Below are 18,454 nucleotides of genomic sequence, written 5' to 3'. Positions count from 1 at the left end.
ATGGAAAATGATAATTATGGAGCTGAACAGATACAGGTTCTGGAGGGACTGGAAGCAGTCAGAAAGAGACCTGGTATGTACATAGGAAGTACATCCTCCACTGGACTTCACCATCTTGTATACGAGATAGTTGATAATTCTGTAGATGAGGCTCTGGCAGGATATTGTACCCACATTCAGGTGTATATAAATGAGGATAACTCCATCACCGTAGTGGATGATGGACGAGGAATTCCTGTTGGAATACATAAAAAGCAGGGAATACCTGCTGTTGAGGTGGTATTTACCATACTTCATGCCGGCGGAAAGTTCGGCGGTGGAGGATATAAGGTATCCGGAGGACTTCACGGTGTTGGAGCATCAGTTGTAAATGCACTTTCAACATGGCTTGAAGTCGAGATTACCAGAGATGGCAAGGTGTACAAGCAGAGATATGAGAAGGGCAAGGTTATGTACAAGCTTCAGGTTATAGGTGAAGCACCTGAGGGAGTATCAGGAACAAAGGTTACATTCCTGCCGGATCATACAATATTTGAAGATAACATATACGATTACGATATACTGAGAAACAGACTTCGTGAGATGGCATTCCTTACAAAGGGCCTGAAGATAAGTCTTACAGATAAGAGACTTATTCCTGAGAAGGTAAGATCATTCCACTATGAGGGTGGTATAAAGGAGTTTGTAACATATCTGAACAGACACAGAGATCCTCTGTACAATGAGGTAATCTACTGTGAGGGAGTCAGAGATGGAATAAGTGTTGAGGTGGCACTTCAGCACAATGATTCATACAATGAATCCACATACAGCTTTGTAAATAACATCAACACACCTGAGGGTGGAACACATCTGACAGGATTTAAGTCAGCCATAACAAAGGTGTTCAATGATTATGCAAGAAAGAATAATATTATCAAGGAGAAGGATGACAATCTCTCGGGTGATGATCTGAGAGAGGGACTTGCAGCCATTGTATCTATCAAGATAAGTGATCCTCAGTTCGAGGGTCAGACAAAGCAGAAGCTTGGTAATTCAGAGGCAAGACCTGCAGTTGAGAGTGTTGTAACTGAGCAGCTTACATATTATCTTGAGCAGAATCCGCAGATTGCTAAGATAATTGTGAATAAAGCGGCTGTTGCACAGAGAGCCAGAATAGCTGCAAGAAAGGCAAGGGATGTTGCAAGAAAGGCAAATCTTTCAGACAACATGGCACTTCCTGGAAAGCTTGCGGATTGTTCAGACAAGGATCCAAAGAACTGTGAGATCTACATAGTCGAGGGAGATTCCGCCGGTGGTTCAGCTAAGACAGCGAGATCAAGAGCAACACAGGCCATACTTCCACTCAGAGGTAAGATCCTTAATGTTGAGAAGGCAAGAATAGACAGAATCCTTGGAAATGAAGAGATCAAAGCCATGATCACCGCATTTGGAACAGGTATCCATGAGAACTTCAATATAGAGAAGCTTAGATATAACAAGATCATCATCATGACCGATGCCGATGTGGATGGAGCTCATATAGCAACTCTTCTCCTCACATTCTTCTACAGATTCATGCCTGATCTTATTAGAAAGGGACATGTATATCTGGCACAGCCACCACTTTACAAGCTGGAGAAGAACAAGAAGGTATGGTATGCGTACAGTGATGATGGGCTGAACAGTATACTTGATGAAGTCGGAAGAGATCAGAACAACAAGATACAGCGATACAAGGGACTTGGAGAGATGGATGCAGAACAGCTCTGGGAGACAACCATGGATCCAGAAAAACGAATTCTTCTCAGAGTGGCAATTGATGATGACGATGAGTCAGAAATCGATATGACATTCAATGTACTCATGGGAGATAAGGTTGAACCACGTCGTGAGTTTATAGAGACAAATGCCAAGTATGTAAAGAATCTCGATATATAGTATATTGATTAAATAAATGTGATAGAACATAACCAATATCGAGAGAAAGGAAATCAAAAAATGGATGACGATAAGATTTTTGATAAAATAGATGAAGTTGGTCTGAAAAAAACAATGGAGCGTTCATATATAGATTATGCCATGAGCGTTATCGCTGCCAGAGCTCTTCCTGATGTAAGAGATGGTCTTAAACCTGTTCAGCGAAGAATACTTCATTCTATGATAGAACTTAACAATGGACCTGATAAGCCACACCGTAAATGTGCCCGTATCGTCGGTGATACAATGGGTAAATATCATCCACATGGAGACAGTTCAATATACGAGGCACTTGTAAAGCTGGCTCAGGAGTGGAATACCAGATATCCACTTGTGGATGGACATGGAAACTTTGGATCGGTCGACGGTGACCATGCCGCTGCCATGCGATATACAGAGGCAAGACTTTCCAAGATATCCATGGAAATGATGGCAGATATAAACAAAGATACAGTTGATTTCACACCTAACTTTGATGGTACAGAGAAAGAACCTGTGGTACTACCATCACGTTATCCCAACCTATTGGTAAATGGTACATCAGGTATCGCAGTAGGTATGGCTACCAATATTCCACCACATAATTTAAAGGAAACTATCAATGCAGCCATAAAGATCATCGATAACAGAGTGGAAGAAGGACGTGAGACAGAGATAGATGAGATCATGGACATAGTAAAGGGTCCGGATTTTCCTACAGGCGCACAGATACTGGGCAGACAGGGAATAAACGATGCATATAGAACAGGTCGAGGCAAGATAAAAGTACGTGCAATCACAGAAATCGAAACAATGAACAACGGAAAGCACCGTATTGTTGTAACCGAACTACCATATATGGTAAATAAATCACTTCTTATAAAGAATATGGTCGATCTTGTCAAGAACAAGAGAATCGATGGAATCACAGATATAAGAGATGAGTCTTCAAGAGAGGGAATGAGAGTTGTCATTGAGCTTAGAAAGGATGTCAATGCCAACGTAATACTCAACCAGCTCTTCAAACACACACAGCTCCAGGATACATTTGGATGTATCATGCTGGCTCTGGTGGATGGAGTACCTAAGATACTCAACATCAAGGACATGCTCACATACTACCTGAAGCATCAGGAGGATGTTGTCACAAGAAGAACAAAGTATGATCTGAACAAGGCTGAGGAGAGAGCCCACATATTACAGGGTTATCTCATAGCACTGGACAACATAGATGAGGTCATCACGATCATCAGAAATTCAAAGAATGTTGGAGAGGCTAAGGCAAAGCTGATCGAAAGATTTGGACTTTCCGAGGCACAGGCCGGAGCAATCGTTGATATGAGACTCCGTGCTCTGACAGGTCTGGAAAGAGAGAAGATCGAGAACGAGTACAATGAGCTTATTGCGAAGATAGCTGAGTACAAGGAGATACTTGCAGATGAGAATAAGCTTCTTGGAGTTATCAAGACTGAGCTTGCAGCGATAGCTGACAAGTACGGTGATGAGAGAAGAACATCCATAACTGCATATTCAGATGATATAACAGATGAAGAGCTTATCAAGAGAGAAGAGATAGTTATCTCCATGACAAAGCTCGGATATATCAAGAGAATGCCAAAGGATACCTTCAAGGTACAGAACAGAGGCGGCAAGGGTATCAAGGGAATGAACACCATCGACAACGATATAATCGATGAGATATTCCTTACTAATACCCACAACTTCATAATGTTCTTCACCAATATGGGAAGAGTATACAGAATGAAGGGATACGAGATACCTGAGTCGGGACGTAATGCAAGGGGTGTTGCGATAGTCAACCTTCTTCAGCTTCTTCCTGGTGAGAAGGTAACAGCCATAATCCCTATAGCCGGATTTGACAAGAAGTATCTCATGATGGCTACAAAGAATGGTATTGTAAAGAAGACCAAGATAGAGGCATTTGAGAATATAAGAAAGACCGGTCTGGCTGCCATAACACTGAATGAGGGAGATGAACTCATAGAGGTTAAGGCAACGAGCGGTGAGAATGATGTATTCCTTGTAACTGCCAAGGGTATGTGTATCAGATTCAATGAGGAATGTGTCCGTGATACAGGACGTACATCCATGGGTGTACGTGGAATAAGATGCGACAAGGGAGATGAAGTCATAGCAATGCAGCTTGATGTTCAGGGCGATGAGATTCTCTTCGTAACCACAAAGGGTATGGGTAAGAGAACTGAACTGTCAGAATTTGCCCCTCAGATGAGAGGCGGTAAGGGTGTCAAATGTTACAGGATAACCGATAAAACCGGTGACATCGTCAGCGCAAAGGCCGTGACAAATGACCATGACATTATGATGATGACCAATGAGGGAATCATGATTAGAATGCATTGTTCAGATATAACTGTAATAGGAAGAATAACCTCAGGTGTCAAGCTTATGAATATCGGCAAGGATGGCAACACATTTGTGGCATCTGTTGCAAAGCTTGCAAGAAGTGATGAAGATGAAGAGGCAGAGGACTCAGAGAATCCAGAATCAGCAGAAAATGAAGTATCAGAGAATGTAGAGAACGATACGGAGAATGATGCCGAGAGTAATTCAGAGGAGTAATTATAATCACAAATAAAGATAGATGTACTGTGTTGTAATATGCAAGACAGTACATCTTTTTTTATGTCCATGGATGTTTACAGATTGTGTGCAAATAGCCGTTATGATATACTTATCTTGGATTACACATAGGGAGAAAATAATCCTGAACGCAGGATTTTGAAGGTTATTATAAAGAGATTGAAATTATGGGAAAATACAACAAAATTATTGGGGGTAAAAGGCATGACGGCGAATGTGATACAGGTAGTGGCATCGGCAGCTACAACGGCTGCATCTACGGTTACAGAGGCAACAACGGAAGGAAAACTGGACAAGATATTCCAGAGCTCCGAGAAGGCGTCTGAACTTTCTTACAGTATAATGAACATCATATATATATTGGCGGCGATGATCATAGTTGTTGCGATATTTACAGTGGTGTTATACATATACAAATTCATCATGAACAGGAGAGATCCAAACTACAAAAAGAACGATGATACGTTCCTGGATGATTAAAAAAAATTTATAAAATGGCGGTGAAGAGATGAGAGTTATTGCAGCAGAAGAGATTACCAAAAATGTAAGGGAGATGTGCATCGAAGCAAATGTAAATCTGTCTGAGGATATGGAGAAGGCAATCAGGGATTCAGTAGAATCTGAGGACAGTCCGCTCGGAAAACAGATACTTGGACAGTTATGTGAGAATCTGGATATAGCAAAGGAGAATGATATTCCTATCTGTCAGGATACGGGAATGGCTGTTTTCTTTGTGAATGTTGGACAGGATGTACATATAGAAGGAATGAACATAACTGATGCCATAAACGAAGGTGTGAGACAGGGATACACTGACGGATACCTGAGAAAATCAGTGGTAAAGGATCCTCTTATCAGAGAAAATACAAAGGACAATACCCCGGCGATCATACATTATGATATAGTTCCGGGAGATAAAATAGAGATAACTATAGCTCCAAAGGGATTTGGAAGCGAGAATATGAGCAAGGTGTACATGCTCAAGCCGGCAGATGGAGAAGAGGGCGTGAAAGCTGCTGTTCTTCAGGCTGTAAAGGATGCCGGACCAAATGCATGTCCTCCCGTATTTGTAGGTGTGGGTCTTGGAGGAGACTTTGAGCTCGCTGCGAAGCTTGCAAAGAAGGCTCTTACAAGAAAGGTCGGAGTTCACTCAGACAGAGAGCATATAGCAAGGATAGAGAGTGAGCTTCTGGAGATGATCAACAACACTGGAATAGGACCTGGCGGTCTTGGAGGAAAGACCACGGCACTGGCTGTGAACATAGAGACATATGCCACTCACATAGCCGGAATGCCATTGGCAGTTAATATGTGCTGTCATGTGAACAGACACGTTACGAGAGTATTATAGGAGGAGGTTAGGTTCATCATGGATAGACATATAAAGGCACCATTTGACAGAGAAGAGGTAAAGACCCTCAAGGCAGGGGATTATGTATATATAGATGGAATAGTGTACAGTGCCAGGGATGCCGCACACAAGAGAATGTATGATGCCATCATGGAATCAGGATGCGTGGACGCCAGTGGAACTGAGTTATACGAGAAGGGCATAGTTCCTATAGACCTTAACGGCAATGTGATATATTATCTCGGACCGACACCGGCAAAACCTGGACAGGTCATAGGCTCGGCGGGACCGACAACCAGCAGCAGAATGGACAAATACACTCCACTCATTCTCAGCAAGGGTCTGTGTGGAATGATAGGAAAGGGAAAGAGAAGCCAGGAGGTTATACAGGCAATAATAGCCAACAAGGCTGTGTATCTGGCAGCCGTTGGCGGTGCAGGAGCGCTTCTCTCCAAATGTATCAAGAAATCCGAGGTGATCGCGTACGATGATCTCGGAACAGAGGCTATAAGGAAGATGACAGTGGAGAATTTCCCAGCTATTGTGGTTATAGATTCAGAGGGACACAACCTGTATGAAACAGCGGTAAAGGATTATCTTGAGCAGAATAAATAATACAGGAATAAAATAAAAAGTATACAGAATCTCAACAATGAATTAGCAAAAATGCACAAAATAATTGTTGAATATTACAGTCACAATAATGTTGACTAAAATATATTAAACTTGTAAAATTTTAATATGAGTTAGTCTCATATTAAATTAATTGTTGTATTAACAAGGGAAAGAAGAAAAAGGAGAGATTTAATGAGAAGAGAAAAAGTTTTCAACAGATCGTTATTGATCCTTGCAATCATGTCAATCATGCTCTTTGCAATGACAATAACAGCATCGGCAGCATCAGGAAGAGCAGTAACAAATCTTCAGCAGACAGATGATACCAAGACAGGTGTCACAGTTCAGTGGAGCGGTAATTATGGAGAGGAATACTTAGTGTATTTATCCCAGGATAGATCTTCAGGATATCAGGCATTAAGTTCTTATACTTAAACATCAAATAAGAAGTATATTTACAATCTTCAGGCCGGCAGAGCATACTATGTAATAGTTCAGACATATGTCAACAAGCAGCTTGTTGGACAGTCAGATCCTCTTCAGGTCATAACAACTCCTGAGAGCGTAGATTACAAGTCAATAAAGCAGACTTCAGGCACAAAGAATAAGATCGGTTTACAGTGGAACAGAGTTTCAGGTGTAACAGGATATGTAGTTGCCAAGATCAGCGGTTCAAAGGTTGAGGCTCAGTATAATGTTACTACAAACAAGGCAACTGTACCTGCAAAGGCCGGAACACATTATAGTGGATATTATGTATATTCATATAAGAGATCAGAGTCAAACTACATAGCACTTGGTTATGGACAGTCAACAGGTACACTCTACTCAGCACCTGTTAACCCACAGTATGTTGCCGATGCAAAGGCAGGAACTCTTATATGGAGTCCAGCTAAGAGTGGAAATGTAATAACAATCGGATGGAAGGCAAATCCAAACTATGACTATCCTACAGGATATCAGGTTCAGATCTACTCTCTCAACGGAAAGACCAGATTATACACAACAAAGGCTACAACAAAGACCAGAGTTAAGATCAACAACGCAAAGGTTCGTAAGGCAATCAACAACAAGGGATTCAAGGTAAGAATCCGTGCATACAAAGAGGCAAATGGTGGTGCTAAGTGCTGGAGCGATTGGTCAGCATTCAAGACAATCATACCTCAGGCATGTGTAAAGAAGAGTAATGTAACTTCTGTAAGCAGCACTGCTGCAAAGGTTAAATGGAAGAAAGTAGCAAATACAAAGTATTATCTTGTATACTATACAAAGAATCCATACGCTTCAAATGCAAAATGGATAAAGAAAAAGGTAAGTGCTAAGAGCAGCTCTTATACAATAAGAGGTCTTAAGGCATATTCTACATTTGGAGTATATGTTATCCCTGTTGTCAAGGTAAGAGGAAAGACCTACAGAGGACAGGCTTGTGAGTATATAAGATGCAGTTACTACTATAGATAAGATAGTAAGAAACATCTACAAAACGATAAGAGGGCGGATACAAAAAAGTATCCGCCTTTTTGTCGATTTTAGGCTTATTATTTTCTTGTAAAAACTCCTTGACATTCACTGCCAGGTTTGGTATTATAAACAAGCGTCAAAAATTAAATACTCTTTGGTAGGAGATTTTTATTTAGGCATTTTGCAGAAGTACTCAAGTGGCTGAAGAGGCGCCCCTGCTAAGGGTGTAGGCCGTTTGCGCGGCGCGAGGGTTCAAATCCCTCCTTCTGCGTTTCCTTTTTTGGAGATGCTTATGACGTTATTCCTCGATAGCTCAATGGTAGAGCACTCGGCTGTTAACCGAGGGGTTGTAGGTTCGAGCCCTACTCGGGGAGCTTTAATTAAATAATATGGTGCGATAGCCAAGTGGTAAGGCCCCGGTCTGCAACACCGTCATCGCCGGTTCAAATCCGGCTCGCACCTCTCAAGCGGAAGATATATGTAATATATATCTTCCTTTTTTTTTGTAACCTTGAATATGCTTTTTTTGTCTGTTATACTGTAGAGGTATATTGGCTATTGAAATAGTAGGAGGTGGGGTATGACTCAAATTTTAAAAGATTCAATAAAAATTGAATACAAACTTGATCAGGTTACTCCTATTAGCAAATATGAAATGAATGCCTATAATGTGCCTTTTGCAGGCAACACAAGCATGTGCAGGGAAGTGTTTGTTAAGGGGGAAAGAAAACTCGAATTCTCAATAGATGGGGATATGAGTCTTAGTCAGATAATGCAGAAACCGGTTTTCAGGGATGAACTGGTGGAATACATATTCAGCATAAGCAAGCAGCTTGTGTCAGTCATACAGAATGGACTAGCACTCGAGAAGGTAGTGTGGGATACGAATTATATGTATGTGAGATTTAGTGACTTCTCCATACAGCTTCTGTATCTTCCATTTGAAAGCAAATTTGACAAGAAGGACATTGGGGAGTTCGTGAAGAGAATCTTGTCAGGATTTGTCTATGCACACACACCAGCCATAGAATGTGCTAACCAGATAGTTGATTATTTCAACGATCACAGGGAGTTTGATGCATTTCATTTCAATGAATTTGTGTCAGATCTCAGAGCATCAAGTCAGCTCCTTATAATACAGGGTGAAAAGGGCAAGAGTAAGGTACTCACTTCAAATGAGAATAATAAAGAGCTTGCAATCCACAAAGCCGAGGAGGCAGCCAGAAAGGCTGAAGAGGCAAGAATGCAGGCCGAGAATGAGGTAAAGAGACAGATAGAGGAAGCAAAGTATCAGGCGGAAGTTGCCAGACAGGCAGAGGAGACCCGTATGAAGGCCGAGGCGGCAAGGGTCGAAGCCGAGATATGGAGACAGAAGGTCACTGCTGAGGCAAAGGATTATGAGCAGACAGCGGTACTCACAGCTCAGGATATGTACTCATATCAGGGCAATTCCGATGACAGTGAGAGGCTTAAGGCTGAAGAAATGTTCAGGAATGCCGAGGAGGAGCGAATCAGGGCAGAGAAGGTTTCATCGCAGTATGCAGATGAGATAAGACGTGCCAGAGAGCAGGAGATGCATGCTGAGGAGGCTAGAATGCAGGCAGAATTTGCAGCCCGCAAGAATGCTGAGGAGGCTAAGAGACAGGCAGGCCTTGCAAAGCTCAAGGCGGAGGAAGCCAAGAGACTTAGCGAGCAGCCGGATGAGGAGCCACCTACAACACTGTTCAGCAACAGAACACTTGTCACAGGCAGCAAGCCGACCCTCACCAGAAAGACTACGGGTGAGAGCGTTCAGATTAATAAACAGGTATTCTGTATTGGCAAGGCTGATCAGGGTGTTGACTATAAGGTAACAGGAAACAAGTCTATAAGTAGAAGACACGCCTATATCACCAGTATCAATGGAACACATTATCTGAGAGATAACAACTCAACAAACCATACATTCCTGAACGGAACTCAGGTGTACAGCAATGTTGATGTGGCTATCCCTGATAACAGTGTGATAAGGCTTTCAAACGAGGAGTTCATATTCAGGATAAATTCTTAAATATGGAGTTCGATAAATGTAATAAATCAGGTTGATCCGTAAGGGATGTGTCAAGTTTTCTATGAAAACTTGACATGTAGCTCCAGCCATTTGCCGAAGGCAAATTTTGAATGGCTGGAGTTCAAGATGGAGGAAGAGATATGTATTGTGATAATTGTGGTTGTGAATTGGGGGAGAACGTAAGAAAGTGTCCTGTCTGTGGAAAAGAATTTCCTTTGATAGAGCCGGAAGTTGACGACAGCACAACTGTGCTTACAAGTGAGCCGGATGTCGATGAGGACGATGACAGCACAACTGTCCTGACAGGCGGAACACAGGGCATGCCTCAGATGATGCAGCAGCCACAGGGTAATCCTGTGCCACCGCAGCAGCCTCAGATGGGAATGCCACAACCTCAGATAATGCCACAGGAAGGCGCCGATATAATGATAAAGAAAAAGGGCGAGAAGAAGGGTATGAGCAAGGGTGCAAAGGCCGCACTCATAGCTATACCAGTGGTTATCGTCATCGCTATAGGCGTCCTTGCATTTATATTTGTTCCAAAGTTTAGAAAGTATAACGAGGCCAACGACCTCATGGACCAGGGAAAGGTTGAAGAGGCCGTGACACTGTATAAGGATCTTGGAAAATTCAAGGATTCCTATAAAAAGGCAAACGGAGACGCTTATTATGAGTATGCCGAGGGTCTTGAAAAAGAAGGCAAGAACCTTGAGGCGGCTGAATATTATAAGAAGTCAGGCAACAGCAGAAAGGCTGCAGAGAACTACAGCAAGTCATCTGACGGTGACGAGGAGAGTTTCAGCAGCGATGACGCATTTGATAAGGCTTATCAGTGTTATTACAATGCGGGAATGGATCAGATGAATGCGGCATCCTACGATGCAGCCATAGATGCATTCAACAATGCAGGCTCATACAAGGATGCATCGGACAAGGTTATCGAGTGTACATATAAGAAGGCGGAGGCACTTATAACAGCCAAGAAGTACGATGACGCCATCAGTATTCTGTCAACCATAGAGGAGTACAGCGATTCCCAGACTCTTCTTGCAAAGTGCTATTACAACAAGGCATCAGAGCTGCTCGACAGCGGCAAATATGACGATGCGTATGATATGTACATGAAGTCAGAATTTAATGACTACAAGAACAAGGCCAGTGAGTGTACATACAAGAAGGCAGAGCAGTATTACAAGAACAAGGATTACGAGAATGCCATCAAGAGCTATGATAAGGTGGACAAGGATTACAAGGACTGTGTAGCTGAGAAAGACAAGTGTTATCAGGCACTTGGAGCCCAGGCATACAAGGACAAGGAATACAAGAAGTCAGTTGATTACTATGAGAAGGTAGTCAAGACTGATGTGTCCAAGAAGATAGCAAATGGAAAGCTTGCATTTGCAAATGCAAATAAGAACGCAGCCAATGAGACTACAATGACATATCTCGGAGAACTCAGATACGACGGCAACGAGAAGGCTCAGAAGCTGTATTCAGAGCTTGTGAAGTGGAATATAGAATCATTTGTAAACAGCAGTGAAAAAGATCTTGATAAGGGATCTAACAGCATCAAGACAAAGGATGGATCAGATATATATATTCATACGTCATTTGGATTTGACGGTGATGACTCTATGAAGATATCGGGATACGTTGTGTATGCGGATGGAAACAAGTCTGACGTCATAACATTCTCAGATCCTGTGGTTGACGGCTGGTCAACATGGGTCAAGATATCAGGTGACAGTGCACCTAAGGGTGTAACATATCTGTATCTTCAGAACGAGACAACCAAGAAGATCATAGAGGTATATCCGTTCACAATAAAGTAAAGAGACAGGGTGATATATGTGATAAACAGACCTGAATTGCTGGCTCTGGAATTCTACAAGTCGCGGCCTTTTAAGGGCAGTGACAAGGGTATCCGTTACATGATACAGAAGGATGTTGTGGAGATTGAGCCGGAGGGTGAAAAAGATCAGACAGAGGAAGATGCACCGAAGGAGACAAAGACTGTACTCACGGCATTTATATGGCCGGAGCCATTCTGTTTTGAGGTCACACCGGATGAACAGAAGGGATCGAAGCAGTTTGATTTTTCCGAGGAAGGATTGTGTGAGGCCATAGCCTGGTTGAATGAAAATCATGATACATATGCACAAAAAAAACAATAATAAACTACTTAAAAGAATAATTGGAATAACAGCGACTGTCATCATTCTGATGGCAGCAGTTGTTGCAATTATTTTTTTTCATCTTATGAGAAAACCTCAGATAAAGCTTGTGGAGGCCATGGTAAATACCATCAATTCTTCCAGAGAGTCGGAGATGAATCAGCAGTATGGCACATTTGACATGGGTATGAACATGATAAATGGCAGTCAGAGCTTTTCATTTGAGGATAATTCTGATCACAGCGTTGACATATCGCTGAAGAGAAGTGCTTCGGATCACAATTTTCTTGCGGAGGCAGGAGTTGATGACAAGACATTCAAGCTCTATGCAAATAAGAGGACTTCTCTCATATATATAGATGATATGGCAATCAGAATACAGTACGCTGACAATCTCATCACGAACATGAGCAATTCTCAGGTGGTATCACTGCTTGGGATAGACAGCGACACAGTGTACTCATTTGGCACTGCCTATGAGAACTGTATGAGGATGGCTGCAAATAATTATGCGGACATCAACGGTGACGATATCCAGACAGATATTATCCAGAAGACACTTAAGTATTTCTTCAATATGGAGGGTACGAGTGAGGGAAAACAGACTGTGGTTACTGGGGATAGTACACAGGACTGCAAGGTGTACTCGGTCATCTTCAATGTGGATGATTTCTATAGTTATCTGGATGACTGTTTTGGCACACATGATATAGATCTTCAGGAAGTGTATGACATGTTTGGCAAATACATACCGGAGATAGATACCATTGACAATACGGCAGAATTGGTACATGATATAAAGCAATTTGTGGATGAAATGTTAGACGGCAGGGATATCACGCTCTATTTTGCTGTGAACAGTAAAAATGAGCTGGTCAAGCTGTATGCGGATCATGTGTCCGACAGGGATATGAGCATGTCGCTGACATTTTACGGAGACAAATATACAGCACAGTCGTATGAGTTCACTGTTACTGACAATTCTGACAACCATCTTGTGATAAAAAAGAGGGATGTGAGCAGTGACGGAGAGACAGGAGTGGTGTTTGATGTGGATATATCGGCAGCCGATCTCATGGATTCCATGAAGCCTGTCAGTATAAGTGCATCGCTGGAGCTTAGATTGTCTGGAAGTGATGCACTTCTTGGTATACAGGTTGGAGATGCCGTGTTCAGAAAAAATGCGGAGATCACCGGATATGATAAGGGTAAAAGCATTGATCTTGCGTGGAGCGGGGACAGTGATGGAAGCATGCATATCGGCTGTGATTCAGGATCGATAGAGAAACCAGAATACAGGGACAGCCTGGATATATTTGACACAGATGTGATAAGTGCGTATAAATTTATAAAAGAGATAATGAACAGATAGATGGAGATTTGTATATGAGTGATACATCAGTTGTGGATAACTCCACGGGCAAAGAAAAAAGCAGATATACATCGGGAACCATATATAAGATGATAATTGCTATAACGTTCCTTCTGGCATTTGGACTGATAATGATATTCAGCGCATCCAGTTACGGCACGGCTGCCAGCAATTTCAGAAGCCAGTTGGTGTTTATCGTTTTCGGAGCATTGGCAATATGGGGATTGGCGTTTTTCCCATACGGTCTGTATAAGAAGCTTACATGGCCTGCATATTTTCTGTCATTGATACTGACATTTTTGCTTCTCACGCCATTGGGAGTAAATGTAAATGGTGCGACGAGATGGATCCAGATCCCTCACATACCATTCAGAATCCAGATCGCTGATATAGTGAAGACTCTCATGATCATATTCATAGCTTCATTTATAAGCAGCAAATGGAGAGAGATGCACAAGTGGCAGACTGTCATAATACTGTGGGTGCTTGTGGGACTCCAGGCGGGACTTTTGCTCGTCATATCCACAAACCTGAGTTCGTGTCTGGTCGTTCTTGGAATATGTTACTGTTCAACATTTATAGCCAGCAAGAACTGGAAACTGCATTTGGGAATATTGCTGATAGCTGTGGTGGTGGCGGTGGTCTATGTGAAGGTAGCCACGAGCTACCTGCCTACGGAGGAAGAACTTCTGTCAAATGACAACTTCCGTGCAAAGCGAATCCTGGGATGGCTGTACACAGAGAAATATGAGAAGAGTGCAGGATATCAGGTCATACAGTCGCTGTATGCCATAGGAAGCGGATCTTTCTTCGGCAAGGGACTTGGAAATGGAACACAGAAGCTTTCGGCTATACCGGAGGCCCAGAATGATATGATCTTCGCGATAATCTGCGAGGAGCTTGGTGTGGCAGGAGCAATCATGTTATTTCTTCTGTATGGCTATCTGTTATACCAGATGTATGTTATAGTTAAAGAGTCATCGAACGTATTTGGAAGCATGATGGTCATAGGTGTGATGGTACACCTTGTATGCCAGATAGTGATCAACGTAAGCGTTGCGACAAATGTAATTCCGAATACAGGTGTCACTCTTCCTTTCATAAGCTCGGGAGGTTCCGCACTTCTCATGACCATGGTCGAGTGTGGTATGTGTATAGGAATCAGAAGGCAGCAGACGAGAAGAGTGTATCAGAAGCATTTGAATGAATAAAATCCATGTGAGGAATAAGAGAGGTAGTATATGGTAAAGTTTAGAAAAATTGCGTTTTTGACAATGGCAGCAGTATTGTTGTCAACTTGTGCGACAGGAATCTCAAATCTGTCAGAAAGCAGGGTCGGCGGACAGTACACGGTGTACGCTGCGGAGACTCAGGCTGATGCCGGAGAGAGTGTTGCGACATTGACGGATGCAACTGCCACTGTGAAGAATAAGAAGGGCTGGTATACCAAGAACGGTAAGACATATTATTACGATGAGAACGGCAAGGCGTTAAAGAGCAAGTTCCTTACATACAAGGGCGACAAATATTATTTTAACAGATATGGCCGCATGGTGAGAGGTCTTAACAAGATCCAGAATAATTACTATTACTTCAGAACAAATGGCAAGGCACTGGTGAATACCTGGAAGAAAATAAAGGGTAAGAAGTATTACTTTGGTTCTGATGGAAAAGCCTATAAGGGTGCACATAAGGTAAAGAATAGCAAGTATTACTATAATTTCTCAAGTAATGGTTATCTTGCGGAGGGTGTCAGAAAGATAAATGGCGTGACATACAGATTTGGTTCCAATGGAAAGCCATATACAGGATGGTATACTACAAAGCTTGGAAACAGACAGTATTACAGCGCTTCAGGTGTTGCATACAAAGGACCTAAGAAGGTAAATGGCAAGCTGTATCTGTTTGACAAGAATGGTGCACTGGTGAAGGGCAGAGGCTGGAAATATTACAACGGCAAGCGTTACTTCGTAAGCGTCAAGGGAACATTACTCACCGGATACAGATATGTGGATGGAGCATACTATTACTTCAGTAAGAGCGGTGCCATGTATAGAAGCAAGTGGGCATATGCGAATGGATATAAGTTCTATTTCAACAGAGGTGGCAAGAGACTCACAGATGTTGATAAGATCCTCGGAAAACAGGATTCCTATGAGATAAAGGTCAACAAGACCACAAATGTTGTGACTGTATATGCAAAGGATGGCAACAAGGGATATATCATTCCGGTAAAGGCATTTGTATGTTCAGGCGGTGACACAACACCTCTTGGAACATTCTGTACCCCGGCAAAGGGAAGATGGTGGACACTGATGGGGCCATGCTATGGACAGTGGGATACACTTATAACAGGTGATATACTTTTCCACTCTGTGTATTACGGAGAGGAGGATCCTACCACATTATCAGTCAGCGCTTATAACATGCTCGGAACGACATGCTCACACGGATGTATAAGACTTAAGGCAGGAGATGCAAAGTGGATATATGATAACTGCGATCTTGGAACAAAGGTAACTATATTCGAGAGCAATAAGAGCGGCCCGTTCCCTAAGCCTACATCAGTTCAGCTTGATTACAGCCATACATGGGATCCTACAGATCCAACCATGGCATACAAGTGTAGAGAGAACGGATGTCATAAGGGAATAGCATGGTAATATCGTGTTCAATGTGGAGAGAATAGATATATGAAAAAAGCGTCGTGGATGGACATGGGCAGAAAATATATATTATTTATGATTGCGGTCATCTGTTTTGCAGGTATCTGCATGGGATGCGGGAAGGTGGATGACGGTCAGGAGGAGAGTACCGGTATCCAGATAAAGAGCGGTGATGTTGAATCCGCGGAGGATATGACTCAGATAGGAGTGTATCTCGATGTGGATAAGAACAGTTCCGAGATAACGGATGTGAAGTACAAGATATCCGGTGACATAGGTATCGTGAGTTTCAGGTACAGCGGAGTGAAGGTTGAACTCAGAGGCTCCTGCAAATACGAGATGTACGATCTGGCGGGCGTTGAGAACACCAGCAATGGTGACATGATAACCGGCAACATCCAGGGATACAGTGCTACTTATTACACTCTGACTCCCGGACGTATAGCTTTCTGGAGCGATGGAACAATTAACTATTCGCTATATATATACGTCACAGCCAGTGATGAGGTACTCAATGAAGTGCTGTCACATATAGTATTTGAGAACAGATATACGGACAGGGCTGATGTCCAGCAGCAGATAGAGACGGACAGCAGAGCATTTGCTGAGAAGATCGTGAAGGTGTTCAATGATGAAGATCTTGAGACCATGAAGGATATGGTTTTATATCCTCAGGAGACAAGTGGTGGACAGTCCATAGCAAATGAAAATGAGCTGTTGAATGTTGATAAGAAGGCGCTGTTCACTGACATTCTTATGAAGGCTCTGAACGATGAGAATGCACTGGATAATCTGAGAAAAACCAACGACGGCTCCGAATATGTAATTGGAACAAACTATAAAAATGTACATTTCAGACTGAACGACGATGGACAGTTTGTCATCACAAAAATAAATAACTGATATTTATCCCCTGCGCATAAGGGCAAACTGATATGTGCAGGGGATTTTTCTGTTTAAAAATACTGAAAAAGTTCTATTTGCCACGGATAAGTTCAGAATGTGATAAGTATGGGAGAATAAACAAGTATAGTGGGAAAATTTAGAGGACGATTCGCGTTGAGACTGTGTATCAAAGTCCTTAGAATTGTATCAGGACAGGAAATAACTTAAGACAGAACCTGATCTGAGACAAGGAGGAGATATACACGATGACAGAGAGAGTTTACAGTATAAGTGAGGCAGCAGCCAAGGTTGAGGTTGAGTCACATGTGCTTAGGTATTGGGAGGAAGAGCTTGAGATCGATATCAAGAGAAATGACATGGGTCACAGGTGCTACAGTGAGAAGGATGTAAAGATACTTCAGAGGGTTAAGACTTTGAAGGATAAGGGGATACAGCTCAAGGCGATAAAGGATATGGTTCACAGAATGTATGAACTTCTTGACGAGGGAGAGAGCACAGAGGAAAAAAATGCGGATGATGCGGTGACGGAGCTTATCGCAGAGAGTGAAAATACAGAGAAGAAGACCATAGAAACAATAAGGGTGAGCAGCGATGTGGGGGATGATTCAAGAATAGTTGATTTCAAGATGGCACAATTCCAGAATATCATGGACAAGATAATCAGCAACTCCATAAAGGACAACCTTAAGGTGATAACACAGTCAGTGTCCGCTGCGGTGTCCGATGACGTGGTAAAACAGATGGATGTGCTGATGAAGGAGAAGGAGGATCAGGAGGAAGCGAGATACAGAAAGCTTGACGCCACCATAAGAGAACTTCAGCAGACCAGACAGGAGGTTGCGGCAACGGAGATAAAGAGGAAGAAAAAGGGCATTTTCAGAAGAAAACAGAGAGAGAGTTTATAAAAACTTCACACACTAACAATAGGGATTAATGCTATAATTAGCGCTAGTAAGATGGGAGTTAACACGAATGAAGATTACTAAGAAAGTTAAGATAGCGATAATTTTTATATGGATAGCAGCGATATTGTCCATGGTTATAGGTACGGCTATCATAGGGCGATATTTTATCACTGGAACTTATGGCCGTAATCACTCACTGCAGCTTTTATATTCGGAGGACGATCCGGTCAATGATGTGTACAAATCTCTGTCCACATTGCGTGAGGAAGTTATAAGCAAGGTGAAGAAGGATCCTTCATACTATACAACCCAGGATAATGCAGATGCCCTGGATGAAAAGAGCTCGGTATTAAATACTCATATAGCAGTTAAGAAGGATGGAGAGTACATATAT

General features: G+C 42.4%; 14 protein-coding genes, 3 tRNA genes and 1 pseudogene. All 18 read left to right on the top strand.

All coding sequences use genetic code 11. The features are described 5' to 3' along the window. Positions 1-1,920: a DNA topoisomerase (ATP-hydrolyzing) subunit B gene (gene gyrB / locus AB5150_RS12005; RefSeq protein WP_368291931.1), complete on the top strand. Its 1,920-nt coding sequence runs from the start codon at positions 1-3 to the stop codon at positions 1,918-1,920. A gap of 60 nt (positions 1,921-1,980) precedes the next feature. Then, the gene (gene gyrA, locus AB5150_RS12000) at positions 1,981-4,539 is read left to right on the top strand and encodes a DNA gyrase subunit A (RefSeq protein ID WP_368291929.1); all 2,559 of its coding nucleotides are present in this window, start codon (positions 1,981-1,983) and stop codon (positions 4,537-4,539) included. Between the two features lie 225 nt (positions 4,540-4,764). After that, entirely contained in the window at positions 4,765-5,040 is a 276-nt protein-coding gene (locus tag AB5150_RS11995; protein WP_015534433.1) for a hypothetical protein, read from the top strand. A gap of 28 nt (positions 5,041-5,068) precedes the next feature. Continuing rightward, entirely contained in the window at positions 5,069-5,911 is an 843-nt protein-coding gene (locus AB5150_RS11990) for a fumarate hydratase (protein WP_368291927.1), read from the top strand. A gap of 18 nt (positions 5,912-5,929) precedes the next feature. Beyond that, positions 5,930-6,526, top strand: coding sequence for a Fe-S-containing hydro-lyase (locus tag AB5150_RS11985; RefSeq protein ID WP_118649525.1), 597 nt, complete (start codon positions 5,930-5,932; stop codon positions 6,524-6,526). 192 nt (positions 6,527-6,718) lie between these two features. Beyond that, entirely contained in the window at positions 6,719-6,961 is a 243-nt protein-coding gene (locus AB5150_RS11980) for a hypothetical protein (protein ID WP_368291926.1), read from the top strand. A gap of 1,209 nt (positions 6,962-8,170) precedes the next feature. Next, positions 8,171-8,258: transfer RNA gene (locus AB5150_RS11975), tRNA-Ser, on the top strand. A gap of 31 nt (positions 8,259-8,289) precedes the next feature. Continuing rightward, positions 8,290-8,361, top strand: a tRNA-Asn gene (locus AB5150_RS11970). 17 nt (positions 8,362-8,378) lie between these two features. Next, positions 8,379-8,449: transfer RNA gene (locus tag AB5150_RS11965), tRNA-Cys, on the top strand. 118 nt (positions 8,450-8,567) lie between these two features. After that, positions 8,568-10,037 (top strand): FHA domain-containing protein, encoded by a 1,470-nt coding sequence (locus tag AB5150_RS11960; protein ID WP_368291925.1) that lies wholly within the window; start codon positions 8,568-8,570, stop codon positions 10,035-10,037. Between the two features lie 140 nt (positions 10,038-10,177). Next, positions 10,178-11,869: a hypothetical protein gene (locus AB5150_RS11955; protein ID WP_022217378.1), complete on the top strand. Its 1,692-nt coding sequence runs from the start codon at positions 10,178-10,180 to the stop codon at positions 11,867-11,869. An 18-nt stretch (positions 11,870-11,887) separates the two neighbouring features. Then, a complete protein-coding gene (locus AB5150_RS11950; protein WP_022217377.1) occupies positions 11,888-12,211 on the top strand; it encodes a hypothetical protein in 324 nt (107 codons plus the stop codon). Further along, positions 12,192-13,583: a hypothetical protein gene (locus AB5150_RS11945; protein ID WP_368291924.1), complete on the top strand. Its 1,392-nt coding sequence runs from the start codon at positions 12,192-12,194 to the stop codon at positions 13,581-13,583. The genes AB5150_RS11950 and AB5150_RS11945 overlap by 20 nt, the downstream gene beginning before the upstream one ends. A gap of 14 nt (positions 13,584-13,597) precedes the next feature. Beyond that, positions 13,598-14,794, top strand: coding sequence for an FtsW/RodA/SpoVE family cell cycle protein (locus AB5150_RS11940; RefSeq protein ID WP_015534440.1), 1,197 nt, complete (start codon positions 13,598-13,600; stop codon positions 14,792-14,794). A gap of 30 nt (positions 14,795-14,824) precedes the next feature. Then, positions 14,825-16,246: a L,D-transpeptidase gene (locus AB5150_RS11935; protein WP_055145928.1), complete on the top strand. Its 1,422-nt coding sequence runs from the start codon at positions 14,825-14,827 to the stop codon at positions 16,244-16,246. Positions 16,247-16,276: 30 nt separating this feature from the next. Continuing rightward, positions 16,277-17,152 (top strand): hypothetical protein, encoded by an 876-nt coding sequence (locus tag AB5150_RS11930; protein ID WP_015534442.1) that lies wholly within the window; start codon positions 16,277-16,279, stop codon positions 17,150-17,152. A gap of 248 nt (positions 17,153-17,400) precedes the next feature. Then, positions 17,401-18,060, top strand: coding sequence for a helix-turn-helix domain-containing protein (locus tag AB5150_RS11925; protein WP_117549944.1), 660 nt, complete (start codon positions 17,401-17,403; stop codon positions 18,058-18,060). Between the two features lie 67 nt (positions 18,061-18,127). Next, positions 18,128-18,454: pseudogene (locus AB5150_RS11920) on the top strand (sensor histidine kinase); the annotation flags it as partial.

It is taken from the genome of Coprococcus sp. RTP21281st1_F1_RTP21281_210402 (genome assembly GCF_040915325.1).
Lineage (GTDB): Bacteria > Bacillota > Clostridia > Lachnospirales > Lachnospiraceae > Coprococcus > Coprococcus aceti.
Note: the sequence above shows the minus strand (reverse complement) of the source record. Positions and strands in the feature narration are given on the sequence as shown.

Bases quoted from the DNA above. Each gene is read 5' to 3' on its own strand.
- AB5150_RS11925 (WP_117549944.1), top strand. From the start codon at position 17,401: ATGACAGAGAGAGTTTACAGTATAAGTGAGGCAGCAGCCAAGGTTGAG.
- AB5150_RS11995 (WP_015534433.1), top strand. From the start codon at position 4,765: ATGACGGCGAATGTGATACAGGTAGTGGCATCGGCAGCTACAACGGCT.
- AB5150_RS11980 (WP_368291926.1), top strand. From the start codon at position 6,719: ATGAGAAGAGAAAAAGTTTTCAACAGATCGTTATTGATCCTTGCAATC.
- AB5150_RS11960 (WP_368291925.1), top strand. From the start codon at position 8,568: ATGACTCAAATTTTAAAAGATTCAATAAAAATTGAATACAAACTTGAT.
- gyrA (WP_368291929.1), top strand. From the start codon at position 1,981: ATGGATGACGATAAGATTTTTGATAAAATAGATGAAGTTGGTCTGAAA.
- gyrB (WP_368291931.1), top strand. From the start codon at position 1: ATGGAAAATGATAATTATGGAGCTGAACAGATACAGGTTCTGGAGGGA.
- AB5150_RS11985 (WP_118649525.1), top strand. From the start codon at position 5,930: ATGGATAGACATATAAAGGCACCATTTGACAGAGAAGAGGTAAAGACC.
- AB5150_RS11935 (WP_055145928.1), top strand. From the start codon at position 14,825: ATGGTAAAGTTTAGAAAAATTGCGTTTTTGACAATGGCAGCAGTATTG.
- AB5150_RS11955 (WP_022217378.1), top strand. From the start codon at position 10,178: ATGTATTGTGATAATTGTGGTTGTGAATTGGGGGAGAACGTAAGAAAG.
- AB5150_RS11990 (WP_368291927.1), top strand. From the start codon at position 5,069: ATGAGAGTTATTGCAGCAGAAGAGATTACCAAAAATGTAAGGGAGATG.
- AB5150_RS11945 (WP_368291924.1), top strand. From the start codon at position 12,192: ATGCACAAAAAAAACAATAATAAACTACTTAAAAGAATAATTGGAATA.
- AB5150_RS11940 (WP_015534440.1), top strand. From the start codon at position 13,598: ATGAGTGATACATCAGTTGTGGATAACTCCACGGGCAAAGAAAAAAGC.
- AB5150_RS11930 (WP_015534442.1), top strand. From the start codon at position 16,277: ATGAAAAAAGCGTCGTGGATGGACATGGGCAGAAAATATATATTATTT.